This is a genomic window from Hyphobacterium sp. SN044 (assembly GCF_021864465.1).
Taxonomy (GTDB): domain Bacteria; phylum Pseudomonadota; class Alphaproteobacteria; order Caulobacterales; family Maricaulaceae; genus Hyphobacterium.
Window position 1 is genome coordinate 259,246 of record NZ_JAKKUV010000002.1, and the last position, 13,906, is coordinate 273,151.

Annotated in this window: 13 protein-coding genes; 2 read left to right on the forward strand and 11 right to left on the reverse strand. The window is 65.7% G+C overall.

From position 1 onward, the window contains the following. The first annotated feature begins 3 nt into the window (after nucleotides 1-3). Nucleotides 4-1,089 carry an efflux RND transporter periplasmic adaptor subunit gene (locus L5876_RS04160; protein ID WP_236954843.1) on the forward strand — a complete coding sequence of 362 codons (1,086 nt, stop codon included), beginning with the start codon at nucleotides 4-6 and terminating at the stop codon, nucleotides 1,087-1,089. Here the strand turns inward: L5876_RS04160 and L5876_RS04165 are convergent, their stop codons facing one another. From L5876_RS04165 to L5876_RS04175, 3 genes are read right to left on the reverse strand one after another with little or no spacing between them, the layout of a single operon-like run. Further along, entirely contained in the window at nucleotides 1,090-2,475 is a 1,386-nt protein-coding gene (locus L5876_RS04165) for an L-serine ammonia-lyase (protein WP_236954844.1), read from the reverse strand. Between the two features lies 1 nt (nucleotide 2,476). Further along, on the reverse strand, nucleotides 2,477-2,743 hold the full coding sequence (locus L5876_RS04170) for an Lrp/AsnC ligand binding domain-containing protein (RefSeq protein ID WP_236954845.1): 267 nt from the start codon (nucleotides 2,741-2,743) through the stop codon (nucleotides 2,477-2,479). A 57-nt stretch (nucleotides 2,744-2,800) separates the two neighbouring features. Then, on the reverse strand, nucleotides 2,801-4,411 hold the full coding sequence (locus L5876_RS04175) for an AMP-binding protein (RefSeq protein ID WP_369281009.1): 1,611 nt from the start codon (nucleotides 4,409-4,411) through the stop codon (nucleotides 2,801-2,803). A 91-nt stretch (nucleotides 4,412-4,502) separates the two neighbouring features. Between L5876_RS04175 and pcaF the strand changes: the two genes are divergently transcribed. Further along, complete coding sequence (pcaF, locus tag L5876_RS04180; protein WP_236954847.1) at nucleotides 4,503-5,687, forward strand: 3-oxoadipyl-CoA thiolase; 1,185 nt, start codon at nucleotides 4,503-4,505, stop codon at nucleotides 5,685-5,687. Here pcaF and L5876_RS04185 read toward each other — a convergent pair. The 8 genes from L5876_RS04185 to L5876_RS04220 all read right to left on the reverse strand — a co-directional run bounded on the left by L5876_RS04185 (nucleotide 5,684) and on the right by L5876_RS04220 (nucleotide 13,892). Next, nucleotides 5,684-6,076: a RidA family protein gene (locus tag L5876_RS04185; protein ID WP_236954848.1), complete on the reverse strand. Its 393-nt coding sequence runs from the start codon at nucleotides 6,074-6,076 to the stop codon at nucleotides 5,684-5,686. The two genes, pcaF and L5876_RS04185, sit on opposite strands and share 4 nt — an antisense overlap. Next, entirely contained in the window at nucleotides 6,076-7,245 is a 1,170-nt protein-coding gene (locus tag L5876_RS04190; protein WP_236954849.1) for an acyl-CoA dehydrogenase family protein, read from the reverse strand. Before L5876_RS04190 ends, L5876_RS04185 begins: the two co-directional genes overlap by 1 nt. 2 nt (nucleotides 7,246-7,247) lie before the next feature. Then, entirely contained in the window at nucleotides 7,248-8,057 is an 810-nt protein-coding gene (locus tag L5876_RS04195; RefSeq protein ID WP_369281010.1) for an enoyl-CoA hydratase family protein, read from the reverse strand. 10 nt (nucleotides 8,058-8,067) lie between these two features. Beyond that, nucleotides 8,068-8,826, reverse strand: a complete 759-nt coding sequence (locus L5876_RS04200; RefSeq protein ID WP_236954851.1) for an SDR family NAD(P)-dependent oxidoreductase — start codon at nucleotides 8,824-8,826, stop codon at nucleotides 8,068-8,070. Then, nucleotides 8,823-11,108: a bifunctional salicylyl-CoA 5-hydroxylase/oxidoreductase gene (locus L5876_RS04205; RefSeq protein ID WP_236954852.1), complete on the reverse strand. Its 2,286-nt coding sequence runs from the start codon at nucleotides 11,106-11,108 to the stop codon at nucleotides 8,823-8,825. Before L5876_RS04205 ends, L5876_RS04200 begins: the two co-directional genes overlap by 4 nt. A gap of 65 nt (nucleotides 11,109-11,173) precedes the next feature. Beyond that, the gene (gene kynU, locus L5876_RS04210) at nucleotides 11,174-12,415 is read right to left on the reverse strand and encodes a kynureninase (RefSeq protein ID WP_236954853.1); all 1,242 of its coding nucleotides are present in this window, start codon (nucleotides 12,413-12,415) and stop codon (nucleotides 11,174-11,176) included. Beyond that, on the reverse strand, nucleotides 12,412-13,050 hold the full coding sequence (gene kynB, locus L5876_RS04215) for an arylformamidase (RefSeq protein ID WP_236954854.1): 639 nt from the start codon (nucleotides 13,048-13,050) through the stop codon (nucleotides 12,412-12,414). The genes kynU and kynB overlap by 4 nt, the downstream gene beginning before the upstream one ends. After that, nucleotides 13,047-13,892 (reverse strand): tryptophan 2,3-dioxygenase, encoded by an 846-nt coding sequence (locus L5876_RS04220; RefSeq protein ID WP_236954855.1) that lies wholly within the window; start codon nucleotides 13,890-13,892, stop codon nucleotides 13,047-13,049. Before L5876_RS04220 ends, kynB begins: the two co-directional genes overlap by 4 nt. Between the last annotated feature and the right edge of the window lie 14 nt (nucleotides 13,893-13,906).

A 13,906-nucleotide genomic window follows, 5' to 3' on the forward strand; every position in this document is an offset into this window, starting at 1 on the left:
TCGATGAAACGCTTTTTCATTCCCCTGGCTGCACTCCTGGCGTTCGCGACGGGTGGCTTCCAGCAGGCCGGCGGACCGCCGCCAGCGAATGTGCGGGTTGCCACGACCGAGATGCGGCAAATGGCGCGGCAGATCGAAAGCCCGGCCAGTGTCTATAGCCGGAATGACGCACAGATCGCATCCGAAGCCTCGGGTCGTGTCGTGGATGTCGCGGAAGCCGGTGACTGGGTCGAGGCCGGCGAGCCGGTCGCGCAGCTGGACGACCGCATGGCCCGGCTGGCGCTGGACGAGGCGCGGTCGCGCTACGCCCGGACCTCGGAGAATGCCGCCTATCAGGAAGGCGAGCTGGAGCGCTGGACGCAGCTGGTCGAGAACGGCACGGCGGCGGCCAACCGGCTGCGCGAGGTGCAACTGGCCCGTAATCTGGCGGTTCAGGAGAACACCGAGGCGCGCAGCGCGGTCGAGCGGGCCCGCCTCGACCTTGACCGGACGCGCGTCCTGGCCCCGTTCAGCGGCCGTGTGACCGAGCGCCTGATCGAGGTCGGCGAGTATGCCAATCCCGGCGCGCAGATCGTGCGTCTTGTCGATACGCAGCGGATCGAGGCTCGCGCCCAGGTGCCGGTTTCGGTTGCGCCCTATCTCCGCGAAGGTCAGACCATCCGGGTCAGCGACGGCACGCATGATGTCGATGCGCCGATCCGGGCGCTGATCCCGGTGGGCGACTCGGTTACCCGGACGTTCGAAGTCCGCATCGATCTGTCGGAGTCGCCCTGGCTGATCGGGTCGGCCGTGCGCGCTTCCTTCCCGACCGAAACTCCGGCGACGGTCGTTGCCGTGCCGCAGGACGCCGTGGTGCTTCGCAATGAGGGCAGCTTCGTATGGGTCGTATCGGACGAGAACACCGCACGCCGCGTGCTCATCCGCAGCGGGGCGCAGGACGGCGACTGGATCGGCGTGACGGGCGAGATCGAGGCGGGCGACCGGGTCGTCGTCCGCGGCGCGGAAAACCTGCGCGACGGCCAGCGGCTCAACATCCTCGACGATACGGAGAATACCGCTTCGAACGCGGCAGCCAGCAACGCCGGGTGATCAGCACATCGGGACGTTGACCGCGAGACCGCCGGTCGAGGTTTCCTTGTACTTGTCCGACATGTCCTTCGCGACGTCGGCCATAGTGCGGATCACCTGATCAAGCGAGACCTTGTGCTCGCCGTCGCCCTTGAGGGCGAGGCGCGCCGCGTCGATCGCCTTGATGGCGCCGATGGCGTTGCGTTCGATGCAGGGGATCTGGACAAGGCCCCCGACCGGATCGCAGGTCAGGCCGAGATTATGCTCCATGCCGATCTCGGCGGCGTTCTCGATCTGGCGGTTGGTTCCGCCGAGTGCGGCGGCGAGGCCACCGGCCGCCATCGAGCAGGCGACGCCCACCTCGCCCTGGCAACCGGCTTCCGCGCCGGAGATGGAGGCATTCTTCTTGTAGAGCGCGCCGATCGCGGCGGCCGTCAGGAAGAATCGCAGCATGGCGTCCGGGTCGTCGTCGCGGCGATGATGCCGGTCGAAATAGCGTGCGACGGCGGGAATGATACCGGCCGCTCCATTGGTGGGCGCGGTGACGACGCGCCCGCCAGCGGCGTTCTCCTCGTTCACCGCCATGGCCCAGAGATTGATCCAGTCCATTGCGGTGAGGGGATCGATTTCGGCTTTTTCCGGATGGTCCAGCAGGTCGCGATGGATGGAGGGGGCGCGGCGGCGGACATTTAGGCCGCCGGGCAAGGTGCCGGTTTCGCGCAAGCCCCGGTCAATGCAGGTTTCCATGGCGCGCCAGATCCGGTTCACGCCGTCGCGGATTTCCTGCTCGTCGCGGAACGCCGTTTCGTTCGCCATCATCAGGGCGGGGATGGTCAGGCCATAGCGGTCGCACTGGGCGAGCAATTCATCGCCCGTGTCGAAGGGGAAGGGTTCGCCCTCGTGATCGCCGGAGACGGCTGAATTACGGCCGGCTTCGGCTTCGTCGATCACAAAGCCGCCGCCGATCGAATACCAGATTTCCTCGCGCAACACGTTGCCGTCGGCGTCGAGCGCGCGGAATTTCATCCCGTTCGAATGGAAGGGCAGGCGCGTTTCACCCTTCATCTTCACGTCGGTCGCCGGATCAAGCGAAACCACTTTCTTTCCCAGAAGCTTGATACGCTTTTCCTTGCGCGCTGCGTGAAGGCGATTCTCGGCGTCGTCAGGGTCCAGCGTGTCGGGTTTCGCGCCTTCAAGGCCGAGAATGACCGCCTTGTCGGTGCCGTGGCCCGGTCCGGTCAGGGCCAGAGAGCCATAGAGTTCGGCCTGGACCGTATCGACGGCGTCGATGCCATGTTCCTCGTCGACCCGGACGAGGAAGGAACGCGCGGCGACCATCGGGCCGACCGTGTGCGAGCTGGACGGGCCGATGCCGATCTTGAAGAGGTCGAAGACGCCGAAATGCATGTCAGCCTTCGCCGAGGCCCTGGTCGCGCGTGAAGGCGTTGAAACAGAGAATGGTCTGCGTGTCCTTGATACCCGGGATGGTCTGGACCTTCCGGTTCACGAAGCGGCCGATATCGGCGTCGGCATCGACCGAGAAATGCGCCAGCAGGTCGAACGACCCGGAGATCGAATGCACCTGACGCGCTTCCTCGACCTGGTCGACCAGCGCGGCAGCGACGTCATAGGTCTGTGCCAGCTCGCATTTGATGAAGACGAAGAATTGCCGCATCGCACCACTCCTGATTGGTTGGCCGCACCCTAGAGCGCACCGCTTCGCGCCGCCAGATCAGGCCTCACCCTCGCGCAGCCGGAAGCGCTGGATCTTGCCGGTCTGGGTCTTGGGCAGGGCTTCGGCATAGACGATGCGGCGCGGGTATTTGTAGGGCGCGATGGTTCGCTTCACGAAGGCCTGGATGTCGGCGGTGAGGGCGTCGTCGCCGGTGCGGCCGTCCTTCAGCACGATATGCGCTGTCACGACGCTGCCGCGCTCCTCGCAAGGCGTGCCAACGACGGCGCATTCCATGACCGCGTCGTGCATGAGCAGCGCTTGCTCTACCTCGGGCCCGGCGATGTTGTAGCCGGACGAGACGATCAGGTCGTCATTGCGCGCGACATACCAGAAATAGCCGTCGCCATCGCGACGGTAGAGATCGCCGGTGATGTTCCAGCCGTCCTGGACGTAGGATTTCTGCCGGTCGTCATCGAGATAGAGACAGCCCGTCGGGCCGCGCACGGCGAGGCGGCCGATCTCGCCGTCGGGAACCGGGTTGCCGTCCTCGCCGATCACCTTCGCCTCGTATCCGGGAACCGGCTTGCCGGTGGAGCCGGGCCGGATTTTCGAGCCGGAGGCGGAGATGAAGATGTGGATCATCTCGGTCGCGCCGATCCCGTCGATCAGCGAAATGCCGGTCGCCACCTTCCACGCCTGCCAGGTGGCGGCCGGCAGGTGTTCCCCGGCTGAGACCCCGCCTTTGAGCGAGGACAGATTAAAACGGTCCCTGAGGCCCAGCATGGCGCGGTAGCCGGTCGGGGCGGTGAAGGTGTGCGTGACCCGAAAGCGTTCGATCGTCTCGCACAGCGCCTCGAAGCCGGGCTTGGAAGGCAGGGCGACGGTGGCGCCGAAGCGTGCCGGGAAGACGACGAAAGCCCCGAGGCCGAAGGTGAAGGCGAAGGGCGGCGTGCCGGCATAGATGTCGCCCGGCTTCGGGTGCAGGTGGTGCTTGGCGAACGTGTCGGCCATGGCCAGCACGTTGCGATGAAAATGCGCGCACGCTTTCGGTTGGCCGGTCGTCCCGGATGTGAAGGCGATCAGCGCGATATCGTCCGCCGCCGTGTCGCAATTTTCGAACGTGCCGGGTTTGCGCGCGGTGAGGGCGCCGAGCATCTTGCCTTCGCCCCATTCCACGACATCGCTCAGCGGCGTGTCGGCCCTGGCGGTAGCATGGACCGGGTCGGCGAGCCGCGTATCGCACAGGGCGAGGCGGATATCGGCCTTGGTGACGACCTTGGTGAGTTCCGCTTCACGCAGGAGCGGCATGGTTGCCACGACGATGCCGCCGGCCTTCAGGATGGCATACCAGGCAATGACCATGTCGGCACTGTTCGGCCCGTGCAGCAGGACCCGGTTGCCCGGCTGAAGCCCCAGATCGTCGACCAGTGCGTGCGCCATGCGGTTCGCCGCGGCGAGGAGCTGGGCATAGGTGAGGGATTTCTCGGCGGAGTGGATCGCGATCCGGTCGCCATAACCCTTCGCGACGGCGCGGTCGAGCAGTTCGGCGGCGGCGTTCAGGCGATCCGGGTATTGGACGTCGGGCGTGGTGAAGATCAGGTCCGGCCAGTCGGACTCTTCGGGCAGCGCTTCGCGCGCGCTCGTGTCGACATAGCCCGAGGGCTGCATCGGCATGGCATATCTCCCCTTGGTGCGGCGGCGCTTCTTGTGGTGGTGTGACGCCGTCCGGATTCGCACTGTCTAGCACGGGAAGCCGCTAATGACCGAAGCCTTCATTCTGGACGGCGTGCGCACGCCGATCGGCCGCTATGGCGGGGCGCTGTCGAGCGTGCGGCCCGACGATCTCGCCGCGCAGGCGATGACCGCGCTGCTGGCGCGGCATCCCGGTCTCGATCCCGCCTCGATCGACGAGGTGATCCTCGGATGCGCCAACCAGGCGGGAGAGGACAACCGCAATGTCGCGCGTATGGCGCTCTTGGTCGCGGGCCTGCCGCAGAGCGTGCCGGGCGTGACGGTGAACCGGCTCTGCGCCTCTGGTCTCGAAGCCGTGGCGCAGGCGGCGCGGGCGGTGAAGACGGGTGAGGCGAGCTGCGTGATCGCCGGGGGCGTGGAAAGCATGTCGCGCGCCCCCTTCGTGATGGGCAAGGCGGAAGCCGCCTTTGACCGCCGCGCGGAAATCTTCGACACGACGATTGGCTGGCGCTTCGTGAACCCGAAACTCGAGGCAATCTACGGCGCCGATGCGATGGGCGAGACGGCGGAAAACCTCGCCGAGGAGCATGGTATTTCGCGGGAGGATCAGGACGCGTTCGCGCTGCGATCCCAGCGCCTTGCCGGCGCTTCTGAATCCAGATTGGCGGAACAGATCGTGGCCGTTCCGGTGCCGCAGCGGCGCGGCGATCCCGTATCGGTGACCAAGGACGAGCATCCCCGCCCGGACGTGTCGCCGGACGATCTCGCGAAGCTGAAACCGGCCTTCCGTAAGGGCGGTAGCGTCACGGCGGGCAATGCGTCTGGTGTGAATGACGGCGCGGCGGCGCTGCTGGTCGGCAGCGAGGATGCCGGTGAGCCGCTGGCGCGGATCGTGTCCTACGCCCCCGCCGGGGTCGCGCCGCGCACAATGGGGATCGGCCCGGTCCCGGCGAGCGAGAAGGCGCTGAAGCTGGCGGGCCTCAGCCTCGACCAGATCGACGTGATCGAGCTCAACGAGGCGTTTGCCGCGCAAGTGCTCGCTTGCACGCGCAGCTGGGGCATCGCCGACGACGACCCGCGTCTCAACGCCTGGGGCGGGGCGATTGCGCTTGGCCATCCGCTCGGCATGAGCGGGGCGCGGCTGGCGCTGACGGCGGCGCATCGGCTGAAGGCGGAGCAGGGCCGCTACGCACTCGTCACGCTGTGCGTCGGGGTCGGCCAGGGCGCGGCGATGGTGCTGGAGCGGGTTTAGCCCGGCAGGACCGCCGTCGTTTCGATCTCGATCTTCGCGCGGGGTTCGATCAGGCCGGCGACGATGACAAAGGCCATGACGGGATAGTTGCGGCCCATCAATTCCTTCCAGATCGCGCCGATCTGTTTGCCTGCGGCGAGGTATTCGTCGCGGTCGGTGATGTAGCCGGTCATGCGCACGACGTGTTCGGGGCCGGCGCCGGCCTCCTTCAGCACGGCGAGCGTGTTCTTCAGAACCTGGCGGAATTGTTCGGCGAAATCATTGGAGATGAGGGTCTCGGTCTCGTCCCAGCCGATCTGTCCGGCGACGAAGATCTGGCGGCCGAATACGGCGATGCCGTTGGAATAGCCCTTGGGGCGCGGCCAGCCTTCGGGTTGTAGAATCTGCATCAGCTTTCTCCCAGAACCTGCCGCGCAATCACGATTTTCTGGACTTCGGACGCGCCCTCATAAATACGCAGGGCGCGAATTTCCCGGTAGAGTGCTTCCGGCACCGACCCGACCGTGACGCCAAGCCCGCCGAAGATCTGCACCGCCTTGTCGATCGTGTGCTGGGCGGTCTCGGTGGCATGAAGCTTCGCCATTGCGGCTTCGCGTGTGACGCGCGGCGCGCCGCCATCCTTGGCCCAGGCCGCGCGGTAGATGAGGAGGGCGGAGGCGTCGATATCGAGCGCCATTTCCGCGATCTGCGACTGCACGATCTGGAGGTCGGCAAGCGATGCGCCAAACAGCTTGCGGTTCGTGGCGCGGCGTTTCGCTTCGTCCATCGCCCGGCGCGCGAAGCCCAACGCGGCGGCGGCAACGGTGGAACGAAAAACGTCGAGCGTGCCCATCGCGTATTTGAAACCGCTGCCCGTTTGTCCGATCAGCGCGGTTTCCGGCACGCGGCAGGCGTCGAATTTCAGCGTGGCGAGCGGGTGGGGCGCGATGGTCTCGATCCGTGCCTCGACGCTGAGGCCTGGCGTGTCGGCTGGGACGAGGAAGGCGGAGATGCCGCGTGCGCCTTCGGCTTCGCCGGTCCGGGCGAAGACGGTGTAGAAGCCGGCAATCCCGCCGTTCGAAATAAAGGTCTTGCGGCCGTCGAGGATGTAGCTCGCGCCGTCCTTCCGCGCCGTCATCGCCAGCGCGGCGACATCCGATCCGGCTTCGGGTTCGGTGAGCGCGAAGGCGGCGGCACACTCACCCGAGGCGACCCGCGGCAGCCAGGTCGATTTCAGGTCTTCACTGCCGAAGAGGGACAGCGTACCCGATCCGAGCCCCTGCATCGCAAAGACGAAATCGGCAAGGCCGGACCGGTAGGCGAGGCTTTCGCGCACGAGGCAGAGCGAGCGCACATCGAGCGTCTCGCTGACCCCGCCATAGGCCGACGGCACGGCATGGGCGGCGATGCCCGTCTGACCGAGGGCGGTCAGGATATCGCGGCATTCGTCGTCGATCTCGCCGTGGTGGAGGAAGCCGTCCTCGGCGAACTTCCCGGCGGCCCAGGCACGGACCTCCCTCGCAAGATCGCGGTGGCGTTCTTCGAAAAAGGGCCAGTCGAGGAAGCTGTCGTCCGCCATGATCAATTGCCCTCGAAAACCGGCTTTTCCTTCTTCACGAAGGCGCGGTAGGCGCGGCGGAAATCCTCGGTCTGCATGCAGATCGCCTGGGCCTGGGCCTCGGCCTCGATCGCCTGATGGATGCCCATATCCCATTCCGCGTTGAGCTGGTTCTTGGTCATGGCGTTGGCGAAGTTCGGTCCCGCCGCGATGCGCGCCGCGAGGTCGTTGGCCGTGGCCATCAGCTCGCCCTGCGGCACGACGCGGTTCCAGAACCCCCAGGCCTCGCCTTCCTCCGCGCTCATCGACCGGCCGAGAAAGAGGAGTTCGCTCGCGCGGCCCTGACCGATGATGCGGGGCAGGATGGCGCAGGCTCCCATGTCGCAGCCGGCAAGGCCGACCCGATTGAACAGGAAGGCGGTCTTCGTTTCGGGTGTGGCGACGCGGAGATCGGATGCCATGGCGAGGATGGCCCCGGCGCCGACACAGACGCCGTCCGCCGCGGTGATGACGGGCTGCGGGCAGTCCCGGATCGCCTTCACGAGGTCGCCCGTCATGCGCGTGAAGGCAAGGAGGCCCGGCATGTCCATCTCGGTCAGCGGGCCGATGATCTCGTGCACATCGCCGCCGGAACAGAAATTCCCGCCTTCACCGGTCAGGATGACCGCCTTCACTTCGGGCCGGTAGACGAGCGCCCGGAAGGTGTCGCGCAGCTCTCCATAGCTGTCGAAGGTCAGCGGGTTCTTCCGTTCGGGCCGGTTGAGCGTGACCGTGGCCACGCCCTCGTCGAAATCCCAGCGGAAGTGTTCGGGGGCGAAGGTTTCCGGGTTCATCATACGGGCCTTATGGCGCGCCGCCATCGAGCGAGATGGCCTTGCCGTTCACCGTGAAGCTGTTCGGATGGCAGAGCCAGGCAACGCATTCGGCGACTTCCTCGACCTGGATCAGGCGCTTCTGCGGGTTCATGCCCGCCAGTTCGGCGATCGCCTGTTCGCGCGTGCGGCCGGTGTTCGACATGATCGTGTTGATCGCGTTTTCCGCCATGTCGGTCTCGACATAGGCCGGGCAGACGGCGTTCACCGTGACCTTGGTCTGACCCCATTCGGCGGCGAGCGCCTTGGTCATGCCGACGACGGCGTGCTTCGAGGCGCAATAGTGCGAGATGTAAGGTCCGCCGCGCAGTCCCGCGACGCTGGCGATGTTCACGACGCGGCCGTAGTCGCCGCCCATCAGATCCCTCAGCGCTGCCTTGGTGCAGTGGAAGACGCCGTCGACATTGACGTTCTGGATGCGGCGGAATTCGTCATAGTCGAGCTTGTGGAAGGGGCGTCCCGAGGCGATTCCGGCATTGTTGACGAGGATGTCGATCTTGCCGCCCGCGCTGGCCTTGGCGAAGGCCGCGGCGACGCTGGCCTGGTCAGTCACATCGCACTGGATGGCGGTGGCACCGTCGATTTCCGCGGCTGCCTTTTCCAAACGCTCCAGATTGCGGCCCATCAGGACGGTGGAGGCGCCGTCGGCGGCAAGACGCTTGGCCGTGGCGAGACCGATTCCCGTGCCGCCCCCCGTGATGACCGCGCGGCGGCCCTTGAGAACACTCATACTTTCAACTCCCCCATTTCTGCGGCGCGTTCGAGATTGCGCGCCAACTGGCTGATTCCGGCTCGATACTGTTTGGGGACATTCGCCCCGCGATACTGAAGTTCCGCCGCCGCTCGAAGCGTCCAGTTCGGATCGGCGAGGTGCGGACGCGCCAGCGCGACGAGGTCGGCGCGGCCGGCTGCGAGGATCGAATTGACGTGGTCCGGTTCGTAGATATTGCCGACCGCCATCGTGGCGCAGTGCAGCGTGTTGCGGACCTGATCGGAGAAAGGCGTCTGGAACATCCGGCCGTAGACGGGCTTGGCGAGCGGTGTCGTCTGCCCCGCCGAGACGTCGATCAGATCCGCGCCAGCCTCGATGAAGGCGTGGGCGATCTTCACGGTCTCATCCGGCGTGATGCCATCGTCGCCGATCCAGTCGGTTGCAGACAGGCGGACCGCCACCGGCTTGTCCGCCGGCCAGACGGCGCGCATTGCGCGGAAGACTTCGAGCGGGAAACGCAGCCGGTTCTCCAGGCTGCCGCCATACTCGTCGGTCCGCTTGTTCGAGACCGGCGTGATGAAGGAGGACAGGAGGTAGCCGTGCGCGGCGTGCAGTTCGACCATGTCGAAGCCGCAGTCGAGTGCGCGCCTGGTCGCCGCGACGAAATCCTCGCGGACCTGATCCATGTCCGTTCGCGTCATTTCGCGCGGCAGAGGATGACTGGAATCCCACGGGACGGGAGAGGGGGCGATGGTCTGCCAGCCGCCTTCGGGCAGGGGCTGGTTATCCCCCTCCCACGGCACCCGGGTGGAACCCTTGCGGCCCGCATGGGCCAACTGGATGGCCATCTTTGCGCCCGAGCGGGTATGGACGAAATCGACGATGCGCGTCCAAGCCTTGGCCTGTTCGTCATTCCACAGCCCCGTACATCCCGGCGAGATTCGGCCCTCCGGGCTGACATCGGTCATCTCGGTATAGACGAGGCCCGCCCCGCCCAGCGCGCGAGCGCCGAGATGGACGAGGTGGAAGTCGTTCGGCACGCCGTTCTCGGCCGAGTACATGCACATCGGTGAAACGACGACGCGGTTCATCAACTCCATGTTCCGGATGCGGAAGGGCGTGAACATGGGCGGCCGCTGATCGGCGCCATGCTTTCCGGCAAACCAGTTCTCGACCTTGCCGAGCCATTCAGGATCGCGCAGGCGGAGGTTTTCGTGGCTGACGCGCTGAGAGCGGGTCAGCAGGGCGTAGGCGAACTGGATCGGCTCGAAATGCGTGTAGCGCGGGAGATTCTCGAACCATTCCGTCGAGTTCCTCGCCGCGCTCTGCAGCTTCAGGACTTCGACCTTCCGCGTCTCCTGATAGTCGTGCAGCGCTTCGTCCAGCGGGCGTTCGGACTGCGTCAACGCGTCGGCCAGCATGATGGCGTCCTCGAAGGCGAGCTTGGTGCCCGATCCGATCGAGAAGTGCGCCGTGTGGGCGGCATCGCCGAGCAGGACGATATTGTCCTTGATCCAGGTCTCGCACAGCACGCGGCGGAAATTGAGCCAGGCGCTTCCGCGCAAATGCTTCGCATTGCTCATCAGCGCGTGGCCGTCCAGCCATTCCGCGAACAGGGCTTCGCAGGCGCGGCAGGTGGTGTCCTGGTCCATCGTGTCGAAGCCGAGGCCGTGCCAGGTGTCTTCCGAGCACTCGACGATGAAGGTCGAGAGGTCATCGTCAAACCGATAGGCATGAGCCCAGACCCAGCCATGCGGCGTTTCGACGAAGGCGAAGGTGAAGGCCTCGAATACCTTCCTGGTACCGAGCCAGACGAATTTGTTCGCGCGCAGGTCGATGTCGGGCTTGAACACCTCCCGGTGCGCTTCGCGGATCCGGGAATTGATGCCGTCGCTGGCGACGATCATGTCGTAGCCGGAGAGGCTTTCGAGCGAGGGATCGATCTCGGCCTCGAATTTCAGACCGACACCGAGTTTGCGGGCCCGGTCCTGCAACAGGTTCAGAAGCCGCATCCGGCCGATGCCGGAAAAGCCATGCCCGCGGGAGCGTTCCACTGTTCCGCGGAAATAGACGGCGATGTCGTCCCAATGCGCGAGGCTGTCGGCGATGACCGCGGCGCTTTCGGGATCGTTGGCGCGGAGATTGTCCATCGTTTGGTCGGAGAAGACGACGCCCCAGCCGAAGGTGTCGTCCGGCGCATTGCGCTCGAACACGTCGACCGTGCAGGACGGATCGCGCAGCTTCATCGAGATCGCGAAATAGAGGCCGGCGGGGCCGCCGCCGATGCAGGCGATCTTCATGCGGGTTCTGTCCTCCCCAGGACCGATTCCGGTTCGTTGCTTGCGAGACTAGACGCGGGCGAGGCTCACGTCACGGCGGCGCGCTGTGCGTATTTTTCATTGCGCCACTCACCGCTCTCCATGACGGTCCGGATCGCCCCGACGGCGCGCCAGACGTCTTCATAACTGTTGTAGAGCGGGGCGAATCCGAAGCGCAGGATGTCCGGCGCGCGGAAATCGCCGATCACGCCGCGCGCGATCACGGCCTGCATGATGGCGTAGCCCTCCTTGTGGTGGAAGGAGACCTGGCTGCCGCGCTCTTCTGCTTGCTTCGGGCAGGCCAGCGTGAAGCCGTGCTGCGCGCAGCGCTCGTTCATCAACGCGATGAAGAGGTCGCCCAGCGCGGACGACTTGGCGCGCAAATCCGTCATCCGGGTCTCGAGCATCACGTCGAGGCCGCTTTCGAGGGCAGCCATGCCCAGAATGCCTGGTGTGCCGCATTGGAAGCGGTCGATGCCGGGGGCCGGGCGGTAGGTGTCGTCGAACTCGAAGGGCGCGGCGTGGCCCAGCCAACCGGACAGGGCCGGGAAGACGGCGTCCTGATGCCGCCTCGCCGCGAAAATGAAGGCCGGAGCGCCGGGCCCGCCATTGAGGTATTTGTAGCCGCAGCCGACCGCGAAGTCGGCGTTCGCACCCTTCAGGTCGACCGGGACGGCGCCGGCGCTGTGCGATAGATCCCAGATCACCGGTACGCCCTTTTCGTGGGCTGCGGCGGTGACCGCCTTCATGTCGCGCATGCGGCCGGTCTTGTAGTGGACATGGGTCAGGAGAAGGGCCGCAACGGACTCGTCGAGCGCGCCGATTATGTCCTCGCCATCGACGAGGCAGGTCTCGATCCGGCCGCCTGACAGCACGGACAGGCCCTGCATCATGTAGACGTCGGTCGGGAAGTTGCCGCGTTCCGACAGCAGGATCGTTCGCTTCGGGTTCAGTTGAAGACACGCCGAAAGCGCCTTGAATACATTGATGGATGTAGAATCGGCGGCGACCACCTCGTCGTCGTTCGCGCCGATCAGCTTCGCGATCTTTGTGCCGACCCGGCGGGGCGCGTTGATCCAGTCCGCCGAATTCCAGGATCGGATCAGGTCGCGGCCCCATTCCTCACGCAAGACCGTCTCGATCCGGTCCGGCGTGGCTTTCGGGAGGCAGCCCAGCGAGTTGCCGTCGAGATAGACCAAACCCTCGGGAATATCGAAACGGTCGCGGAAATTCGCCAGCGTGTCCTCGCGATCCATCTCGCGGACGGAATCGAGCGTCAGATCGGTCATGTCAGGCTCCGCAGAATCGCGCGCATCGGAGCGGCGTCGGCACCGGCGATCTTGAGCGGCAGGGCGATCAATTCGTAGTCGCCCTCCGGGACGTCATCGAGCACCAGGCCTTCGAGGATACGCATGCCGGCGCGCCGGACCGCGTGGTGTGCTTCGAGCGTTTTCGAGGCTTCCGGGTCCATCGAGGCGCTGTCGATCCCGATCAGTCTCACGCCTGCGGCTGCAAGCGCCTCCACGGTTTCCGGGGCAACGGCGGTGAAGCCGGAATCCCAGATCTCGTGCGGGAAGGCGTCATAGGTGCGGAACAGGATGCGGGTCTGGCCGGCCAGCTTGCCGGTGTCGAAGTCGGCCGGTTTCACCGTGCCGAGTGCATGGCGCACGTCGAAGACCCGGCAGGGGCCGATATAGGGCGTGAGGTCGACCGCCTCCATCGCCGCACCGTCCGGGTCGTAATGCAGCGGGGCGTCGCCATGAGCGCCGGAATGAGTCGAGAGCGTCAGTTTCGAGACATTGACCGGGCAGTCGCCTTCCAGCGCCCAGGTCCGTTCGATCGCAAAGGCCGTGTCACCGGGCCAGACAGGCAGGCCGGGCCGCAGTGTTTGTGAAATGTCCCAGATGCGCCTTGTCTCGCTCACAGCGATGTCCGGACAGTCCAGAGTTCCGGGAAGAAGCGCAGGTCGAGCGCCTTCACGAGATAGCCGACGCCACTCGATCCGCCGGTGCCGCGGCGATAGCCGATGATCCGCTCCACGGTCTTCATATGCGAGAAACGCCAGGTCTGGAAGCGGTGTTCGAGATCGACCAGCTTCTCGGCGAGTTCGTAGAGCGCCCAGTACTTCTCCGTGTTCCGGTAGACGGTCTTCCAGGCATCCTCGACGGCCTGCGAGGGCTCGTAGGGCTTCGACCAGTCGCGATCCGTGGCCTCCGACGGGATGTCGAATCCTTCCGCGGCGAGGAGTTTCAGCGTCTCGTCATAGATGCTCGGCGCGTTCAGTGCCGCGAGGACCTCGTCATGGACCGGCGTATTCTCGTGAACGCGGGCGAGGGCGGCGTTCTTGTTGCCCAGCTTGTACTCCAGCATGCGGTATTGCGCTGACTGGAAGCCGGAGGACTGACCCAGCTTGTCGCGGAAGCGCAGATAGTCCGCCGGCGTCATTGTCGCGAGGATCGACCAGGACTGGGTCAGCTGTTCCTGGATGCGGGCGATGCGGGCGATCATCTTGAAGGCCGGGCCGGTCTCGCCGGAACGCAGGCAGGCGATCGCCCCGTCGAGCTCGTGCAGGCAGAGCTTGAGCCACAGCTCGCCCGCCTGATGGATGATAATGAACATGAGTTCGTCATGCTCGTCGGTGATCGGGTTCTGTGCCGAGAGGACGTCGTCAAGCGCGAGATAGCGCCCGTAGGACAGGCCGCCCTCGGGGGCCCAATGGATGTCTTCGCCGGTGAGGTCGACCGAGGTGTGGATCTTGTCGGACATCATGTCTCCGATCG